The organism is Marisediminicola sp. UYEF4, assembly GCF_040546025.1.
GTDB lineage: Bacteria > Actinomycetota > Actinomycetes > Actinomycetales > Microbacteriaceae > Marisediminicola.
The window spans coordinates 76,823-95,234 of sequence record NZ_JBEPNA010000008.1 but is presented as its reverse complement, the minus strand read 5'-3'; the positions used below and the strand labels follow the sequence as shown (position 1 = coordinate 95,234).

General features: G+C 70.0%; 16 protein-coding genes. 8 read left to right on the top strand and 8 right to left on the bottom strand.

Features of this window, described 5'->3' with window-relative positions; genetic code table 11:
* Positions 1–133 precede the first annotated feature (133 nt).
* Together ABIB15_RS09405 and ABIB15_RS09400 are read right to left on the bottom strand one after the other, a co-directional pair.
* Positions 134–871 (bottom strand): HNH endonuclease signature motif containing protein, encoded by a 738-nt coding sequence (locus ABIB15_RS09405; protein ID WP_354477396.1) that lies wholly within the window; start codon positions 869–871, stop codon positions 134–136.
* The gene (locus ABIB15_RS09400) at positions 868–1,653 is read right to left on the bottom strand and encodes a DUF222 domain-containing protein (protein WP_354477393.1); all 786 of its coding nucleotides are present in this window, start codon (positions 1,651–1,653) and stop codon (positions 868–870) included. Before ABIB15_RS09400 ends, ABIB15_RS09405 begins: the two co-directional genes overlap by 4 nt.
* 872 nt (positions 1,654–2,525) lie before the next feature.
* Here ABIB15_RS09400 and ABIB15_RS09395 point away from each other — a divergent pair.
* Both ABIB15_RS09395 and ABIB15_RS09390 read left to right on the top strand, forming a co-directional pair.
* Positions 2,526–2,648 carry a hypothetical protein gene (locus ABIB15_RS09395; RefSeq protein WP_354477390.1) on the top strand — a complete coding sequence of 41 codons (123 nt, stop codon included), beginning with the start codon at positions 2,526–2,528 and terminating at the stop codon, positions 2,646–2,648.
* 69 nt (positions 2,649–2,717) lie between these two features.
* Complete coding sequence (locus tag ABIB15_RS09390) at positions 2,718–3,989, top strand: DUF4389 domain-containing protein (protein ID WP_354477387.1); 1,272 nt, start codon at positions 2,718–2,720, stop codon at positions 3,987–3,989.
* A gap of 163 nt (positions 3,990–4,152) precedes the next feature.
* Here the strand turns inward: ABIB15_RS09390 and ABIB15_RS09385 are convergent, their stop codons facing one another.
* Positions 4,153–5,226, bottom strand: coding sequence for an alkene reductase (locus ABIB15_RS09385; protein WP_354477384.1), 1,074 nt, complete (start codon positions 5,224–5,226; stop codon positions 4,153–4,155).
* A gap of 467 nt (positions 5,227–5,693) precedes the next feature.
* Here ABIB15_RS09385 and ABIB15_RS09380 point away from each other — a divergent pair, with 467 nt between their 5' ends.
* Genes ABIB15_RS09380 through ABIB15_RS09370 form a run of 3 tightly spaced genes read left to right on the top strand, consistent with a single transcriptional unit; the run spans position 5,694 to position 8,361 of the window.
* Positions 5,694–6,761: a type III polyketide synthase gene (locus tag ABIB15_RS09380; protein ID WP_354477381.1), complete on the top strand. Its 1,068-nt coding sequence runs from the start codon at positions 5,694–5,696 to the stop codon at positions 6,759–6,761.
* The gene (locus tag ABIB15_RS09375) at positions 6,758–7,297 is read left to right on the top strand and encodes an isoprenylcysteine carboxyl methyltransferase family protein (RefSeq protein WP_354477378.1); all 540 of its coding nucleotides are present in this window, start codon (positions 6,758–6,760) and stop codon (positions 7,295–7,297) included. The genes ABIB15_RS09380 and ABIB15_RS09375 overlap by 4 nt, the downstream gene beginning before the upstream one ends.
* Complete coding sequence (locus tag ABIB15_RS09370; protein ID WP_354477375.1) at positions 7,294–8,361, top strand: NAD(P)/FAD-dependent oxidoreductase; 1,068 nt, start codon at positions 7,294–7,296, stop codon at positions 8,359–8,361. Before ABIB15_RS09375 ends, ABIB15_RS09370 begins: the two co-directional genes overlap by 4 nt.
* 236 nt (positions 8,362–8,597) lie before the next feature.
* Here ABIB15_RS09370 and ABIB15_RS09365 read toward each other — a convergent pair whose 3' ends face one another.
* From ABIB15_RS09365 to ABIB15_RS09345, 5 genes are all read right to left on the bottom strand, one after another.
* Positions 8,598–9,281 (bottom strand): HAD hydrolase-like protein, encoded by a 684-nt coding sequence (locus ABIB15_RS09365; RefSeq protein ID WP_354477372.1) that lies wholly within the window; start codon positions 9,279–9,281, stop codon positions 8,598–8,600.
* Between the two features lie 186 nt (positions 9,282–9,467).
* On the bottom strand, positions 9,468–10,163 hold the full coding sequence (gene nucS, locus ABIB15_RS09360; protein ID WP_354477370.1) for an endonuclease NucS: 696 nt from the start codon (positions 10,161–10,163) through the stop codon (positions 9,468–9,470).
* Positions 10,164–10,191: 28 nt separating this feature from the next.
* Positions 10,192–11,418 carry an MFS transporter gene (locus ABIB15_RS09355; protein ID WP_354477367.1) on the bottom strand — a complete coding sequence of 409 codons (1,227 nt, stop codon included), beginning with the start codon at positions 11,416–11,418 and terminating at the stop codon, positions 10,192–10,194.
* 193 nt (positions 11,419–11,611) lie between these two features.
* Positions 11,612–12,928: an MATE family efflux transporter gene (locus ABIB15_RS09350; protein WP_354477364.1), complete on the bottom strand. Its 1,317-nt coding sequence runs from the start codon at positions 12,926–12,928 to the stop codon at positions 11,612–11,614.
* A gap of 152 nt (positions 12,929–13,080) precedes the next feature.
* Positions 13,081–14,790: an NAD(P)/FAD-dependent oxidoreductase gene (locus ABIB15_RS09345; RefSeq protein WP_354477361.1), complete on the bottom strand. Its 1,710-nt coding sequence runs from the start codon at positions 14,788–14,790 to the stop codon at positions 13,081–13,083.
* A 172-nt stretch (positions 14,791–14,962) separates the two neighbouring features.
* On the opposite strand from ABIB15_RS09345, the gene ABIB15_RS09340 reads away from it, so the two are divergent.
* From ABIB15_RS09340 to ABIB15_RS09330, 3 genes are read left to right on the top strand one after another with little or no spacing between them, the layout of a single operon-like run.
* Positions 14,963–15,511, top strand: coding sequence for a hypothetical protein (locus ABIB15_RS09340; protein ID WP_354477358.1), 549 nt, complete (start codon positions 14,963–14,965; stop codon positions 15,509–15,511).
* Positions 15,512–15,522: 11 nt separating this feature from the next.
* Positions 15,523–17,508, top strand: coding sequence for a M13 family metallopeptidase (locus ABIB15_RS09335; protein ID WP_354477355.1), 1,986 nt, complete (start codon positions 15,523–15,525; stop codon positions 17,506–17,508).
* Positions 17,508–18,404 (top strand): serine hydrolase, encoded by an 897-nt coding sequence (locus ABIB15_RS09330; protein WP_354477352.1) that lies wholly within the window; start codon positions 17,508–17,510, stop codon positions 18,402–18,404. The genes ABIB15_RS09335 and ABIB15_RS09330 overlap by 1 nt, the downstream gene beginning before the upstream one ends.
* Positions 18,405–18,412: the final 8 nt, after the last annotated feature.

Sequence of the window (18,412 nt, the reverse complement as noted above, 5' to 3'; positions counted from 1 at the left end):
GCGGGTTGGACTAAATTCGTGAACATAATGCCATGGGCAGGGACATGTGTTTTCTTGGTGCGGGCGAAGCGCCTTCCGCCGGTTGCGTTAGTGGTGTGGCGACCGTCGGGAGACCGGGACCGTGTCGCCCGGGTCAGGGCAGCACGGGGGTGGGCAGTCTTCCGCCGCGGCGCGGGGTGCGGGTCGGGTCGATTCTGGCGGGTGGGATGAACCAGGGCACGTTGTCGATGACCTGCACCGTCCAGCCGTTGTGGATCACATGGTGGTGGCCGGTGCACAGCAGGATCCCGTTGGTGAGGTCCGTTTTCCCGCCGTTCGACCACCAGTGGATGTGGTGCGCCTCCGTATAGGACGGCGGTTTTCCGCAGCCGGTGATGGCGCAGCCGCCGTCGCGTTCGGCGAAGGCGATCCGCTGTGCGCGGGTGAACAGTCGTTTGCCGATGCCGAGGTCGAGGACCTGGCTGTTCCCGCCGAGGACCGCTGGGATCAGTTCTGCGTCCGCGGCGAGGATCCGGGCGGCACCGGCGGTGATGGGTTCCTCGACGCCGTCCAACTGCGCCGCGCCGAGTCCTGACTCGAGCTGCTCCAACGTCATCCGGATCACCAGGGTGGTGTGCGGGAGGGTTCCGGGTGCGGTGGTGCAGCCCATCATGTGCCGGGCGACATCGATCAGGGCGTCGGCGGCGATCCGCGGGATGGTGCGCAGGTCGGCAAGCTCGACATGATCGGCCGAGCACGCGTCCCGGTCCAGAGAATCGTCGCCGCCGGTGCTGGGGCTGTGGTTGTGGCCGCCGTCGGTTCCTGCCGCTCCTGCTGGCTCGGCCTCGAAGCGCACCGTGCGCAGGGCGTCGCCGACCATCGCGTCGATCATGGTGCGTACATATCCGCACCGAGGGGGTCGAGGTCGATGGTGCACCGCTCCAACCCGTTGCCCTGCTTGGACCAGCGCAACGACCTCAGCGCGATCAGCGCCTCCTCCCGTGGTGCGACCCCGTCAGTGTCGAGCGCATCGCGCCAGTGGATCGCGAGCTTGCGCACCGTGTCCGCCGGATGGGACGCCGCGAAGTCGACGAGCTCCTCCTCTGCCGCGACCAGATGCTCGGGCAGGGCGCGTGGGGCGGCCTGGGTCAGGTTGGTGATGATCGCCTGCGCCGCATCCACCTGCACCGCACCGGTGTTGACGGCGTCGGCGACGAGAGGGAACGGTGCGGGGAGTCGTTCCCCGAGCAGGGACACGGGGGCGGTGGTGGATTCGCCCAGCCGGACTGTCTTACCCGCCTCGGCCATGGTGATCCGACCGAGCTCGGTGAGCAGCGCCGCCGGGGAGGTGTGCCCGGACGACTTCGCCAACCCGCCCTGCCCGAGCGACGGACGAGACCGTACGCTGAGTTCCCCGGCCGCACGGACCAGGAGGGCATCGACCTGTCGTTTCAGGTCGTAGCCGGACCGGATCGCCCGCAGCAGGCCGGCATCGGACATGGTCTCCACATCAAGTTGGGCTGGGGCAACGGTGATCGCCCCGAATGATGCGCCGGGTGTCGCACCAGAGAGGGAATGCTCGCCGACGTGATCGCCGAACCCGGTCAGCGCGCCGGCCCACACCGACGCGAGCGCAACAGCGCTGTCGATGAGGGGATCGGTTGCTGTGGACATACCCACACAATGACAGAGGCCACCGACATTCCTGCGAACGGCAAACTGCAGCCTGATCTGGGATAATACCTGTGGACAACGCTCTCCGACGTTGGCCTGTGGAGGAGGAGTTGCGGCTGCCGGCGGGGTGTCGACCGGCAGTAACGGGCAGTCGCGTCCGCAGCAGCATCCGCATCACGCCGCCTGTCACGGCCGCCATGCCCACCGCCATCAGCACTCCGGCGAGCACTCCGATTGCGACGACTAGCGCCATGCTCTGACCCGCGCGCCAGAGCGGCGAGGCAACAGCAAAGAAGATAGCGAGGCCCACCAGCCACGCCACCGCGCTGCCGACAATCCACCGGCCGGCTCGCTCGACGTGGTGACGAAGCTCGATCCACTGTGCAAAGCCGATCGACACCAGCAGCACGGGCGGACCGAGGCCGGCGAGCACGACCAGAAGCGGGAGCGAGAACTCCGCGAGATCCGGTGCCGTCTCGCCGACCCACTGCCCGATCAGCCACGCCACTGCCGCGGCGATCGCAGTGCCCCCGATAAAGCGCCCCGACCGGAGCCCGGGGAGCACGCCGCGCAGCATGGCGGCCTGGGCCGTCCCGAGCACGGCGCCCTCAATCGCTCCGCCAATGACGAGCAGTGGGAGTGCGGGAAGGGTGAACCGAATCGAGATCACGAACGCGAGGGTGGGCGCGAGGAAGCCGACTGCCTCCCCCGCGCTCACCCAGACGATCCAGCGCCGCATAACGTGGTCGGCCCTGATGCGACCACGTTCCGCCACAGGCATGGCAGCCGACAGGGGGTTGACACCCGCTGTGTACCCGGGAAATTCTGAGTCATCCAGGGGACCAATCGGCGCCTGACGAGAAGAGCCTCCCATGAAATTTGTGTACGCCGCGATGCTCGTGATCGGCGTTCTGTTCGTCACCATCGGCCTCGCACTCACATCCATCGGCCTCGCCGCCGGCGTGGTGGCGCTGCAACAGCAGGATGGCAGCTAACTCGCCACCGGCACGGCGCCGTACTCGTCAGACGGGCACGCCGTCGTCTCTGAAGACTTCAGGATCTACATGGATCGCGGCGTCGGCGACGCCGTGCTGCCGTCGGATGTGCTCGGCCTCGCACTGCAAGGCACCGCCGGCCCCGACAGCGACGTCTTTCTCGGCATCGGACCGGCCGACGAGGTCGCAGACTATCTCGACGGCGTCGAGCACTCGGTCGTGACGGCCGTGGGAACCACTCCATTCCAGCCCCGCTACCGTGAAGTCCCGGGAACAGGCTCGCCAGAGCCTCCGGGTGAGCAGGACTTCTGGGTCGAGTCGGTCGAGGGTTCCGGAGCCCGGGAGCTCGAGTGGGAACTCGCCTCGGGCGACAGGACGATCGTCGTCATGAACGCGGATGCATCGGCGCCGGTCGACGTCGGCCTGCGCGCCGGCGTGCGGTCGAGCCTGATCGGGCCCGCCGCGGTCGCCCTGCTGTTCATCGGGCTGCCGCTGCTCCTGCTCGGCATCCCGCTCATCGTGCTGGGGGCCTCGGGGCTGGGCGGCGGGAAATCGCTGGGGGCGCCCCACGATGACCGCCACCTGGTCTACCCCGCGCGGCTTCGCGGAGAACTCGACCCTCAGCTCTCGCGCTGGCTGTGGCTCGTGAAGTGGTTGCTCTCGATCCCGCACTTCGTGGTGCTCATCGTGCTCTGGGTCGCGTTCCTCGTGACGACCAGCGTCGCCGGATTCGCGATCCTCTTCACTGGCCGATACTCGCGCGGCCTGTTCAACTTCAATGTCGGCGTGCTGCGGTGGAGCTGGCGCGTGGGCTTCTACGCCTACTCCGCGCTCGGCACCGACCGGTATCCGCCGTTCTCGCTCAGCCGCACCGATTACCCCGCCGACTTCGACGTCGAGTACCCGGAGAAGCTCTCCCATGGCCTCGTGCTCGTCAAGTGGTGGCTGCTCGTGCTGCCGCACCTGCTCATCCTGGGCGTTCTCACGGGCACCGCCGGCCAGGTCTGGGACTGGAATGACCGGAGGCCGGGGGTCGAGGCCACCGGCGACATCTCACTCATCGGGATCCTCGTGCTGATCGCGGCGCTCATCCTGCTGTTCACCGGCCGGTACCGAAGGGGCATGTTCGACTTCATCATGGGCATCAACCGCTGGGTGTACCGGGTGATCGCCTACGCCGCGCTCATGCGCGACGAGTACCCGCCGTTCCGGCTCGATCAGGGCCAGGAGGAGCCCGCCGGGCTCCCGCCCGTCGAGCCTGCCCCGGAGCCCGCAGTCGAGCCAGCCGGCGAACCGGCCCCTGCGCCGCCTGGTGATCCTGCCCCGAACATCCGCCCGTGACCGATTCGCCGACCGAGAGCGTTGCTCGCCACGTCACCACGGGCCGCCGTCGCAATGGGAGTGCCGTTCGCTGTGCTGTTCGCGACGAGTCTCGCGCTGATAGGCGTATCTTCCCTCGGCGGGATCGGGGGAAGCGCAGCGGAGGCGGGGGTGACGCGCCGGGTCAGCTCGCGAGCGCGGGGTAGTCGGTGTAGCCACGCTCGTCGGGGCCGTAGAAGGTGCTCGCGTCGATCTCGTTGAGTTCGGTCTCGTCGCTCCACCGGCGCACCAGGTCGGGGTTCGCGATGATCATGCGGCCGACCGCGATCACGTCGGCCGAGTCGTCCGCGATGAGCCGCGCCGCCTCATCGCGCGTGGTCACGACACCGAAGCCGCTGTTGGCCATCAGCGGGCCGCCAAAGCGCGCGCGCAGGCGCTGCACCAGATCGCCGGCCGGCTCCGCGTGCAGCACGCTCAGGTAGGCCAGTCCGAGGGGCGCGATGCCGTCGACGAGGGCCTCATAGGTTGCGCGCGTCTCGTCCGCATCCGTCTCGGCGACGTCCTGGATGTTGTGCGCCGGAGAGATGCGCACGCCGACGCGGTCGGCCCCGATCTCGCCGGCGACGGCGGTGATGACCTCGATGCCGAAGCGGGCACGGTTCGCGGGCGAGCCGCCGTAGGAGTCGTCGCGCACGTTGGAGACCGGCGAGAGGAACTCGTGCAGCAGGTAGCCGTTCGCGGAGTGTACCTCGACCCCGTCGAATCCGGCATTGATGGCGTTGCGGGCAGCGAGCACATGTTCGGCGATGAGCCCGCTGATCTCGGTCTCGGACGGCGAGTGCGGAACGGGGTAGGGGAGCTTTCCGTCGGGGGTGCGAACATCGCCCGCGATGGCAATGGCGCTCGGCGCGATCGGCTCGTGGCCGCCGTTGATCGACGGGTGTGTAACGCGGCCGCCGTGCATGAGCTGCATCACGATCAGCCCGCCCTTCGCGTGCACGGCGTCGGCGACCCGGCGCCAGCCTTCGACCTGCTCCGGGCTGACGATTCCGGGCTGGCCGGGGTAGGCCTGGCTCTCGGCGCTCGTGTAGGTGCCCTCGGAGACGATCAGGCCGGTGCTCGTGCGCTGGGCGTAGTACTCCACCACGAGATCGTTCGGCACGCCGGTGTGTCCGGAGCGCACGCGGGTGAGCGGCGCCATCACGACCCGGTTGCTGAGCGAGAGGGAGCCGAGGGTGGTCGGGGAGAAGAGCGGCACAGTGCTTCTTTCGTTGGGAGCTGTCGTCATCCTCCGAGAGAGGATCCGGCGCCCGCCAATCGCGCGCCACACTCGTGCCAACGAGGCGTTCCAATGAGGTATTCCGCCACTCGGGCGAATGTCAGGTTCGCGGGGTCAGGAGATGTGGGACTTGCGTGCACTCGACGCGAGAACAGCGACGACGAAGACGAGCGCGAGAATCGCGCCGGCGACGAAGGCGATCAGGGCGAAATAGGTCATTGTCGAAGTCTCTGGGAAGCGTTGAGGCGGGCTGTCGGCACTGGGTCTGGGCCCCGACTCGGGTGGTGATTTCGAACCTAGGGCGCGCAGCTGCACCGACGAAAGGCGACATGCCGCGCTTCACCCCGAAGTGGGGGAAGCGTTTGTACCCCGCTGGGGAGGGGTGTCGTATTTTTGGGGGACCAGACTCCGTTGGGCGAGCACACCCTCGCGTGTTACCGTCTGCAATGGTTCGAATCGCGGCGGTCGCGCCCGCCCTCCCCGCTTTCGTCTACTCCCAATCCGAGATCACCGCGATGATCGGTCCGCTGGTCACCCGGGACCCGTCGAAGCGCGCCGTTCTGGCCCGGCTGCACGGTGCTAGCAGCGTCGACACCCGCCACCTCGTGATGCCGATCGAGAAGTACCTCGACCCGCAGACCTTCTCCGAGTCGAACGGCATGTTCATCGAGGTCGCCGCGGACCTGGCCGAGGAGTCCCTGCGCGCGGCGCTCGACGCATCCGGCCTCGAACCCGCCGACATCGACTACCTCATGTTCACCTCCGTCACCGGAATCTCCGCCCCCTCGATCGACGGCCTGCTCGTGGCCCGGCTCGGCCTGCGCCCCGACGTGAAGCGCGTGCCGATGTACGGGCTCGGCTGCGTGGCGGGCGCGGCGGGGATCGCGCGGGTCAACGACTACCTCACGGGTCACCCGGAGGGCGTCGCGGCGCTGATCGCCGTCGAGCTCTGCTCGCTGACCTTCCAGCGCGACGACGACTCGATGGCCAACCTGGTCGCGACCGGGCTGTTCGGCGATGGGGCTGCGGCCGTCATCATGGTCGGCGACGAGCGGGCGAAGCGGATGCCGGTGACCGGGCCCGACGTCGTCGACACCCGCAGCCAGCTCTACCCCGACACCGAGGATGTCATCGGCTTCAACGCGAGCGAGACCGGCTTCCGCATCGTGCTCACGGCCAGGGTGGGCGAGATCGTCGAGCGGCACTTCGGCGACGACGTTGATTCGTTCCTCGAGGCGAACGAGTGCTCCATCGCCTCGATCGACCGCTGGGTCGCGCATCCGGGCGGTCCACGGGTGCTCGAGGCCTTCGCGCAGAGCCTCGAGCTGGACGACGGCGAACTCGACATCAGTTGGGCGTCGCTCGCCCGGGTCGGCAACCTGTCCTCTGTGTCGGTGCTGCACATCCTGGCCGACTCGCTCGCCGCCGGCCACGACGCCGGCGACCGCACCCTGCTGTTCGCCCTCGGCCCCGGTATCTCGGGCGAGCTCGTGCTGCTGCGGTGGCCGTCGTGATCGGCTATCTCGCGTTGATCCTCGCGACGGGGGTCGAGCGGCTCGTCGAGCTCGTCATCTCGAAGCGGAACGCCCGCTGGGCCTTCGATCGCGGCGGAATCGAGTACGGCCGGGGGCACTTTCCCGCGATGGTGGCCCTGCACACGGGGCTTCTCATCGCCTGCGTCGCCGAGGTGTATCTCCTCGACCGGCCGTTCATCCCGTGGCTCGGCTGGCCGATGCTGGCGCTCGTCGTGCTCTGCCAGGCCGGCCGGTACTGGATCATCTCTTCCCTGGGCCACCAGTGGAACACCCGGGTGATCGTCGTGCCCGGACTCGGCCGGGTCGAGCGCGGCCCGTACCGCTTCTCGTGGATGCGGCACCCGAACTATATAGTCGTCGCGATCGAGGGGATCGCGCTGCCGCTCGTGTACTCCGCCTGGGGCACCGCGATCGTGTTCACCGTTCTCAACGCCGTGCTGCTTCTCGCGTTCCGCATCCCGACCGAGAACCGGGCACTCGCGGCCCTCGACGCGCGAGCCGCTCCCGCGTCATGATGGCGGCTCCCGATGTCGATGTCCTCATCGTGGGCGGCGGACCGGTCGGTCTGGCCGCCGCGATCGAAGCGCGTCTGGTCGGGCTCAGCGCCACGATCATCGAGCCGCGCGGGCAGGGTGGGCCGGACTCGACCGGCGGCGGATCGGGCTCGATCGACAAGGCGTGCGGCGAGGGCATCATGCCCGGTGCCGTCCCGGCGCTCGCGCGTCTCGGGGTGGCACCGCACGGGCATCCGCTCCGGGGGGTCAGCTACCAGTCCGCTGGGCACCGCGTCGACCACCGGTTTCGCTCCGGCAGCGGACTGGGAGTGCGGCGCACCGAGCTGAGCCGGGCGCTGGCCCAGCGCGCGGACGAGCTCGGCGTCGGCCGGGTCAGCGGTCGCGTCGACGCGATCGAGCAGGACGGCACCGGTGTTACCGCCGCGGGCGTCACCGCCCGCTACCTGCTCGGCGCCGACGGTCTGCACTCGACCGTGCGGCGCCTCTGCGGCCTCGAGATCACGGTGCCCCAGCAGGGGCGGCGCTTCGGCCTGCGCCGGCACTACGCGATTGCTCCGTGGAGCGACCTCATCGAGGTGCACTGGACCCCGCGCGCCGAGGCCTACGTCACCCCGGTCTCGCACGACCTCGTCGGTATCGCCCTGCTGGGCCCCGCCCGCACCGACTTCGACGAGGCCATCGCATCCGTCCCCGCGCTCGCATCGCGCCTCGCGGGCGTCCCACCGGCGAGCTCACTTCGCGGTGCCGGCCCGTTCGACCAACGCGCGACGCGGCGGTCGTTCGGCCGCGTGATGCTCGTCGGCGACGCGTCCGGCTACGTCGACGCGATCACCGGCGAGGGCATCAGGGTGGGTCTCGCCCAGGCGCGCGCGGCGATCGAATGCATCGCGGCCGGGCGCCCTGGCTACTACGAGAGGGAGTGGATGCTGCGCACACGCGACTTCCGGGTACTCACGGCCGGCCTCGTCGCCGCGGCCACGTCGCCATTCCGCGGCGCGATCGTGCCGACCGCGGTGGCGCTGCCGCGGGTGTTCGGCGTCGTCGTGGAGCGCCTAGCGCGCTGAGAGTACGTGTTGCGGTTCTTCGACGGTGCGCGGAAGCACCATTTCGCGTACTTTCGGCGAACTTCGGGCCTGGCCTGAGCCCGGTGGCGGGCCCAGGCGGAGGGGTTGCCTGTAGTTCAGCGCCGAGAGTACGCGTTTCGGTTGTTGGACGGCGCGCGGAGGCACCATTTCGCGTACTCTCGGCAAACTCGGGCCGCCGTGACCGAGCAGGGGCGGGCGGAGCGGGGCCGGGCTGGTCAGGCCGTGAGGCCCTGCAGGTCGACCCCGCCGAGCAGCAGCCCCGGCAGCTCGCCCGGATGCTTCGCGCTGGAGTGCGATCCGACCCGCTCGGCGACCGAGCCGTAGCCCCACTCGACGAAGATCGTCGGAATGCCGTGCGCCGCGGCTCCCTCGATGTCGTGCTCGCGGTCGCCCACCATGATCGGGTTCGAGACGTCGGCGCCCGCCGCCGCGAGGCGCTCGAGGGCGACCGCGACGACATCCGCCTTGGAGCTGCGAACCTCGTCGTCGGATGCCCCGGCGATGATGTCGAAGTGCCGCGCGAGCTCGAAGTGGTTGAGGATCAGATTGGCCGGCGTCTCGGGCTTCGAGGTCGCCAGGGAGAGCGGGACGTCACTCGCGCCGATCGCCGCGAGGACCTCGGGAATGCCGTGGTAGACCGAGCTGTCGTAGAGGCCCTGTACGAGGTAGTGGCTGCGGTACACCTCGAGCGCGTGCGCGGACTGCGCGGGGCTGAAGCCGGCGAAGTCCCGGAACGAGTCGAGCAGCGGCGGTCCGACATAGCGGAGCAGTTCGGCCGGCGTCGGGATCGGGCGGCCGAGCTGCTCGAACATCCACGCGAGGCTCGACGTGATTCCGGGCGCGGAATCGGTGATCGTCCCATCGAGGTCGATGAGGATGCAGGTCCAGTCGGGCTTCACCGTCACAGCCTAAGCCGCGCGCATCCTTTCATTATTCAGGAGTGGACGGCGGGTGGAGTTGCAGGCGTAACGCCCACCCGCCATAGACGGCCGCATTTGCGGCGATTCTGGCGGATTCGCGCCGTATGTCGGCGGCGCGAGTGAGTGTGCCCGCCCACCAGTCCTGAATAATGAAAGCGAATGTGCCTAGAAGAGGCGGGAGTCGCTGTCGTCCAGCCCGCGCATCGCGTCGTAGTCGAGCGTGACGCAGCGGATGCCGCGGTCCAGCGCGAGTGTGCGTGCCTGCGGCTTGATCTCTTGGGCGGCGAAGACGCCGGCCACCGGGGCCAGCCGCGGGTCGCGGTTCATGAGCTCGAGGTATCGGGTGAGCTGCTCGACGCCGTCGATGTCGCCGCGGCGCTTGATCTCGATCGCGACGGATGCCCCGGCATGGTCGGTCGCGAGGATGTCGACAGGGCCGATCGCGGTCATGTACTCGCGCCGAACAAGCCGGTAGCCCTCGCCGAGCAGGTCGATCTGCTCGGCGAGCAGCTTCTGCAGGTGGGCCTCGACGCCGTCCTTCTGCAGGCCGGGGTCGATGCCGAGCTCGTGAGCCGAGTCGTGGACGATCTCGTGGATCGAGATCACGAGCAGGTCTGATGTCTTCGCCTGCGTGACCTTCCAGGTCTCGGTGACGCCGACCTCCCGTGCGTCGTCTGCGACCTCGGGAAAGCTGATGCTGCAGGGCGGGCTCATCCAGTTGAGCGGCTTGTAGCTGAGGGAGTCGCTGTGCACGAGCACGCTCCCGTCGGCCTTGAGCAGGAGGAGGCGGGTCGCGAGCGGCAGGTGCGCACTGAGACGTCCTGCGTAGTCGACGGAGCAACGGGCAATGACAAGACGCACGCCTAGAACCCTATCCAGCCTGCGCGGCTCACTTCGCCAATGGGGTCAGTTCGCGGGCTTTGTGGGAGAACACCCCCGCGAGGGCGACGAGCACGAGCACGAGCAGAAGCCCGTTCAGGATGCCGACCTGCTCGCCCAGGAATCCGATCACGGGCGGGCCGACGAGGAACGCGACGTAGCCGATCGTCGCAACCGCGCTCACGCTCGCGGCGGCCGTTCGCGGGTCGTCCGCCGCCGCCGACATGCCGACCGGGAAACCGAGCGAGGCGCCGAGGCCCCAGAGTACGACCCCGATGACGGCGATCCAGACGACCGGAACGAAGATGAGCATGAGCAGGCCGATCGCGGCAAGCACGGCCGAGACACGGAGCACCGGCACGCGGCCGAAGCGGTCGAGCAGCTTCACGCCGCCGAGGCGTCCGACGGTCATGGCCGTGACGAAGACGCCGAAGACGAGCGCGCCGGTCGGCTTGTCGGTGCCGTGCCCCTCGACCATCGCATACGCGAGCCAGTCGTTCGCCGAGCCCTCGGTGAACGCCATCCCGAGCACGATGAGGCCGATGAAGATCGTGCGCGGGTTGCGCCAGATGCTGAGCCGGCCACGCCAGCCGTCGCCGGGCGCGCTCTCGGCATCCGTCCCCGCCTCGGGCTCCGAGACCGGCTCGGGGAGCAGAAAGCGCACGCTCGCCAGCATGGCGATGATCGACACGACGGCGATCCCGCCGATGTGCACCTCGAGCGGCACGCGGAGGCGCTCGGCGAGTGCCGCGACCAGGGCGCCGGCGATCGTGCCGATGCTGAAGAAGGCGTGGTAGATCGGCATGATGTTGCGGCCGATAGCCCGCTCGTTCGCGGCACCGGAAACGTTGATCGAGACGTCGCAGGCACCCAGCGCGGCGCCGAACACAGCGAGGCCGGCGATCGCGACAGGGAAGCTGACCAGCACGGTCGCTCCTACGGCGGCGAGAGTGAGGCCAAGCGGGCCGACGATGAGCGCCCAGGTGATGACGGTGCGAGTGCCGAAGGCGGCGATGAGGTGGCTCGAGACGAGCAGTCCGCCGATCGAGCCGGCGGCGATGCCGAAGAGGAGCACCCCGACGTCGCCCGTGGTGAGGCCGAGCGACGCGCTCACGGTGGGGATGCGCGCAGCCCAGCTCGCGAGCCCGATCCCGCAGAGCGCGAAGAGCACGAACAGCGAATTGCGCCACGCTGTCAACTCGGGGCGCGCGAGCGCGACGGGGGAGGTTTTCGACATGGTGAACAGGCTATCCGAGCGGTGGCGCGGCTCACACGGTGGGCCTGCCCCGCGAGTTGCCGACTTGTGTCCCCTCGGGGGCCCAGTCCCCTTCGGGCGCAGTCCCCTGAGGCCCTTGGAGGCGACAATTTTAGGCGCCTCGCGGTTCTGGCGAAACTAGCACGGGTGGGTGCGACGCCGAAGTGCTCGGCGCTCAGCCAGCCCCCGTAACCATCCAGCGCTCGCCGCGGGCGCGCAGGCCGAGGGTGAGCGCCCTCGCCCCGATGTATCCGAGGCCGAACGACGCCCAGATCCAGACGACGCCGCCCGTTCCGGCCGCGAGCCAGAGCAGCGGCGCGTAGACGGCGAGGTTGGCGATACCGGTCACCGCGAGGTAGCGCGCGTCGCCGGCGCCGATCAGCACCCCGTCGAGCACGAAGACGTAGCCGGCCAGCGGCACTCCCACCGCCATCACGAGGGCGACGCTCGCGAGCGCCGCGTGGATCGCCGGATCGCCGGTGAAGACCGGGCCGAGTAGCGGCGCGAGCAGGGCCACGAGCATCCCCAGCCCGACGCCCGCGAGAATCCCGAGGGTGATCAGCCGCCGCGTGATCGCCGCGACCCGGGCGCGGTCGGATGCCCCGAGTCCGCGTCCGATCATCGCCTGCCCCGCGATCGCGAGGGAGTCGAGCGCGAAAGCCAGCGTCGAGAAGATCGTGAGGGCGATCTGCATCGTGGCGAGCTCGGTGACCCCCTGCCGGGTCGCCACGACGACCGTCGCGAGCAGTGCGATCCGCAACGACAGCGTGCGCAGCAGCAGCCACCCCCCGGATGCTGCCGCTCCCGACACCCCGGAGAGCCCCGGCCGCAGGGTCGACCCCGTCCGCCGCGCCGCGCGCACCGCGATGACGAGGTAGACGGCGGCCATGCCCCACTGGGCAATCACGGTTCCGATGGCGGAGCCGGCGATCCCCCAGCCGAAGCCGTAGATGAACACGGCGTTGAGCACGGCGTTCGCGAGAAAGCCGAGGCCGGCGACGACGAGGGGGGTTGTGGTGTCCTGCAGGCCGCGCAGCAGGCCCGTCGCGGCGAGCACGAGCAGCATCGCGGGGAGGCCCCAGAGCGAGATGAGCAGGTAGGTCGTGGCCGCGTCCGACACGGCATCCGGCGCGCCGAAAAGGCGCACGAGCCCCTCGCCGCCGAGCAGCCCGCCGGCGAGGAGCAGCGCGCCCGCCGCGACGGCGAGCCAGAGCCCATCGATGCCCGCGCGGATCGCGCCGGGCCGGTCTCCGGCTCCGAGCCGCCTGGCGACCGTCGGGGTCGTCGCGTAGGCGAGGAACACCAGCAGGCCGACCGCGGTCTGCAGGATCGCGCTCGCGATGCTCAGCCCGCCGAGCGGAATCTCGCCGAGATGGCCGACGAGCGCGGTGTCGGTGAGCAGGAAGAGCGGTTCCGCGACGAGAGCGCCAAGCGCCGGGACCGCGAGCCGGAAGATCTCCCGGTCGAGGGGGCGGGGAGTCGGGGCGCGCACCCCTCCACGCTACCGGCGGCGGGCATCCGCTCGGGTGCGGGGTCTTCGCCGTCGACAGTGCCTGTTCGCGCCGAGAGTGCCTGCAGGAGCGAGCACACTGGGGGCGACCGGGCACGCTCGGCGCTCGGTGCGGGCGGGCGGATGCCGGGCCGTCACCCCTGCTCCGCCCGAGCGAGGAACGTGTGCACGGCCGAGACGACCACCGAGCCCTCGCCGACAGCGGAGGCCACGCGCTTGATCGAGCCGCGACGCACGTCGCCGACGGCGAAGAAACCGGGCACGGACGATTCGAGCGCCCCAGGCGGGTCCTCCCGGTTGGCCTCGTTCGACCCGGTCGCGGCGACCACGGCGGCTCCGGTGAACACGAACCCCCAGTTGTCCCGGAGCACCGCGGCGGGCAGCCAGCCGGTGTGCGGGGCCGCGCCGATCGTGATGAACAGCGCGTCGCTGCGCACGGTCGTCTCCTCGCCGGTCTCGCGCTGCCGCAGCACGATGTGGTCGAGCCGGTCGCCGTCCCCGCCCGGGATCCCGCCCCCGCCGACGACCCGGAAGCCGGTCAGCACGGCCACCCCCGCCGTGTCCAGCTGATCGATCAGATACTGCGACATGCTGTCGGCCAGCCTGCCGCGCACGATGAGCGACACCGACATCGCATAGCGGGCGAGGTGCAGCGCGGCCTGCCCGGCGGAGTTGCCGCCTCCGACGACATGCACGATGCGCCCGGCCTGTGCCCTCGCCTCGGCCGTGGATGCTCCGTAGAACACGGCCGCGCCGACGTAGGCCTTGAGGTCGCCGAGCTCGAGCCGACGGTAGGACACCCCCGACGCGAGGATGACGGAGCGGGCGAGCACGTGCTCGTCCGGGGCGACCGCGAGCCGGAAGCCGTCGTGGTCGATCGACCTGCCGACCACTTCCCTGGCATGGGCGAACTCGGCGCCGAACGCCCAGGCCTGCTGGTACGCGCGCTGGGCGAGTTCCGCGCCGGAGACGCCGCGGGAGAAGCCGAGGTAGTTGCGGATGAGCGAGCTCGATCCGGCCTGCCCGCCCACCGCCTCCCGCTCGACGACAAGCACCCGCAGCCCCTCGGACGCCGCATACACGGCGGCCGCGAGACCTCCCGGCCCTGCGCCGACGATGGCGAGGTCGACGGGCTCGGTCGGCACGTGGGTCGCGAGCCCATAGGCGCGCGCGAGCTGGGCGTTGTCGGGGTCCTCCAGCATCCGTCCGTCGAGCAGGCGCACGAGCGGCCGACCGTCGTACTCGACCCCGGCGGTGCGGATCAGCTCGTGGCCCTCGGGCGACTCGGCCGGCACGAGCCGCGGCGACACCCCGCGCCGGGCGAGCAGGCCGCGCAGCTCGTGCGTGCGCGGGAGCGAGGGGTCGCCGATGACCGTCACGTCGCTCGGGCGCTCGCCGATGGCGCGCCGCCAGTCGAGCAGGAACTCGGTCACGATGCGGTGGAAGCGCTCGTCGGGCGAGCGCCAGGGCCGGATCACGTAGTAGTCGATCTCCAGCCGCGCCATGAGGTCGATCACGGCATCCGTCGTCGAGCGCTCCGCCCACGAGCCCCACTCGATCACGAGGCAGCGCCGCACGTCGGGGAACAGCCGCTTCGCCTCGGCGAATACGCTCTCGGCGCTGGCCGGCGAGGGGTCCTCGGCGAGCACGAGCGCCACCTGGATACCGCGGTCGAAGGCGAGACGCAGCTGTTCCCGCGCGTTCTCGGGCACGGACGCCTCGAGCAGCCGGTAGTCGCTTGAGTACCGCCGCTCGAGCTCGCGCGACACGTCGCGCCGCGAATCGGGCGAACTCATCGCCACGAGGATGATTGGGCGTTGCGCGAGCCTCACGACGGTGTCCATTGCGTCCTCCTGCCCGGGGCGGGGCGGCCGCCTCGCGGCGATGGTACTCGGGGGCGGGGCCCGATGCCACGGTCGAAATGCCCTCGCGCCCGGGCTGTCGCGCCGACATCCGGTTATACCCCGTAGGGTATAACCAGACCTTGTTTCGAGGTGCCCCAGCGTGAGGAGTCCCGTGCAGCCGTTGCGTCGCCTGACCGCCGGGTTGCGCCGCTGGCCGGCCGCGCGCTGGGGCACCGCGTTGGTCGGCGCCGTGCTCTCTGCCGGGCTGCTCGTGCTGGCCTCCGCCCTCCCCCTGGCGGGAGCGGATGCCGCAACCCTCTGGTCGATCGCCGCGGTGGCCGCGGGATCCGCGCTCATCGGGCTCGTCATCGCGAGCTACCTCCGCACCCCGATCGGCGCCGACGCGACCCTCTGCGACCTCCGCTGGCCCGTGCTCGGGCTCCTGGCGCTGCACGCTGCGACCGACCTCCGCTCTGCCGAGCCGTTCCTCGTGGGAGCAGTCCGCCCCGTTGTCGCCATCGCCACGATCGCCCTGCTGCTCTGGGCGCTCCGTGAGCGCCTCGAGAGCGAACGGCGGGTGACGGATGCCGATGCGGAGGCGTCCGGCGAGGCCTGCACGACCTGCCGTCCGTTGTTCACGCGCGCCTCGGCGAGGAACTCCCACGACCACACTGCGGCGCCGACGCCGGCCCCCAGCGGGAGTGTCGGCGGCAAGGCTTAAGCTTAATCTCCATGAGCGCCGAAAATCCCCTCTCGTCCGGAATCGACACCTCAGAACTCGACCCGCTGGTGCGCCCGCAAGATGACCTGTTCCGCCATGTGAACGGTAAGTGGATCGCCCGCACCGAGATCCCCTCCGACAAGGCGCGCTACGGCTCGTTCTACGTGCTCGCCGAGGCGGCCGAGAAGGCGGTGCAGGACATCATCATCGAGGCGCAGTCGGCCGAGCCCGGAACCGAGGAGCGCAAGTTCGGCGACCTCTACGCGAGCTTCATGGATGAAGCGCGCGTCAACGAGCTCGGCGCGGAGCCGCTGCGCCCGCTGCTCGCCGAGGTCGCGGCGGTGACCGACATCGACTCCCTGCTCGGCACTCTCGGGCGCCTCGAGCGCAAGGGCACCTCGGGCTTCCTCCAGCTGTTCGTCGACAACGATCCCGGCCGCCCCGACCGCTACCTCGTGTTCGTCGAGCAGGGCGGGCTCGGCCTGCCCGACGAGTCGTACTACCGCGAGGAGTCGTTCGCGGCGGTGCGCGCCAAGTACCGCCAGTTCGTCGAGACGATGTTCGCCCTCGCCTCACCCGCCGACGAGCGGACGGGGACGGATGCCGCCGAGCGCGCCGCCCGCGTGGTGGACCTCGAGACCGCGATCGCCGCCGCCCACTGGGACAACGTGCGAACGCGCGACAGCGAGGCCACCTACAACCCCATGCAGTGGAGCGCGGCGGCGGCGCTCGCGGCGGGCATCGACCTCAACACGTGGCTCGACGGCGTCGATGCCCCATCCGGCGCGCTCGCCGAGGTCGTCGTGCGCGAGCCGAGCTTCGTTGAGGGCGTCGCCGCCCTGCTCACCCCCGACCGGCTCGAGGCGTGGACCGACTGGCTCGCCTGGCAGGTCATCCGCTCCAATGCCGCCTACCTCTCCGACCCCTTCGTCGCGGCGAACTTCGACTTCTACGGCCGCACGCTCACCGGAACCCCGGAGATGCGCGCGCGCTGGAAGCGCGGAGTCTCGCTCGTCGAGGGCTCGCTCGGCGAGGCCGTCGGACGCACCTACGTCGCCCGGCACTTCCCCCAGGCCGCGAAGGCGAGCATGGACGTGCTCGTCCAGCACCTCATCGAGGCCTACCGCCAAAGCATCGCCTCGCTCGCCTGGATGACGGAGGAGACGCGGGGCCGGGCCCTCGAGAAGCTCGAGAAATTCACCCCCAAGATCGGCTTCCCCTCCAAGTGGCGCGACTATTCCGCGCTCGCGATCGCCCCGCGTGACCTGCTCGGCAATGTGCGTGCGACGAACGAGTTCGAGTTCCAGCGTGAACTCGGCAAGATCGGCAAGCCCCTCGACCGCGACGAGTGGTTCATGACCCCGCAGACGATCAACGCGTACTACAACCCCGGCTTCAACGAAATCGTGTTCCCTGCCGCGATCCTGCAGTACCCGTTCTTCGACGAGACCCGCGACGCCGCGGCCAACTTCGGTGCGATCGGCGCGGTCATCGGTCACGAGATCGGGCACGGCTTCGACGACCAGGGCTCGAGGTACGACGGCGACGGGCTGCTGACCGACTGGTGGACCGCGGCCGACCGTGTTGCCTTCGAAGAGCTCACAGCCTCGCTCATCGGCCAGTACAACGCGCTCGCCCCGGCGCAGGTGCCCGACAACCGCGTCAATGGCGCGCTGACCATCGGTGAGAACATCGGCGACCTTGGGGGGCTCGGCATCGCCTGGAAGGCCTACGTGCTCTCGCTCGACGGCGAGACTCCGCCCGTGATCGACGGGATCTCCGGCGCCCAGCGCTTCTTCATCTCCTGGGCCCAGGCCTGGCAGATGAAGGCCCGTGACGAGGAGGTCGTGCGCCTGCTCACGATCGACCCGCACTCCCCGAACGAGTTCCGCTGCAACCAGATCGTGCGCAACATCGACGAGTTCTACGAGAGCTTCGGGCTCGGCGAATCCGACGAGCTCTGGCTCGCCCCGGACGAGCGCGTGACGATTTGGTGATGCCGACGAAGGACCGCCGCGAACGCATCCGCACGCCCAGGGTCGGTCGCCACCGCGGAGACGAGGCCGCCGGCAATTTCGTGGCCGGATTCGAGGCGCTCGGCGAGCTCGCGTACGCGGGCGCCAAGGTGTCGGTCAATGTCATCGACTTGCAAAACGGCCAGTCGCTGCTCTCGGTCGATGACCGCATCGTGCTGCCGACGGCGAGCGTCGGCAAGATCCTGCTCCTCATCGAGGTGTCGGCAAGAATGACCGCGAAGGATGCTGCCGGATTCGGCATCGTCGACAAGTCGCCGGACGACCGCGTCGCCGGCTCCGGCCTCTGGCAGCACATGCAGGCGCCGGTGCTCCCCGTGATCGACCTGGCCGCGCTGGTCGGCGCGGTGAGCGACAATCTCGCCACGAACGCGCTCCTGCGCCAGGTCGGGCTCGATTCGGTGCGGGCGCGCGCCGAGTCGCTCGGTCTCAGCAAGACGGCGCTGCTCGACGTGGTGCGCGACTCGAGGGGGCCGGACGACGCCCCGCACCTGTCGGTCGGGTCGACCTCCGAACTCACCTGGCTCGTCACCGCGCTGTGCCGCGGGCAGATCATCGACCACGTCACGAGCCAGCGCGTGCTCGACTGGATGAGCAACAACACCGACCTGTCGATGGTCGCCGCCGGGTTCGGCCTCGACCCGCTCGCACACCGGGCTGCCGACCACGGCATCCGGCTCATCAACAAGACCGGGAGCGACCAGGGGGTGCGCAGCGAGGTTGGCCTGCTCAACGGTCCCCGCGCGGGCATCGCCTACGCGCTGACGGTGCAGTTCGCCGACACCTCGCTCGCGACCCGCCTCGCGGTGCACGACGCGATGCGCGTGTTCGGTCTCGACCTGCTCGAGTACGTGGCCTGAGCCCGAGG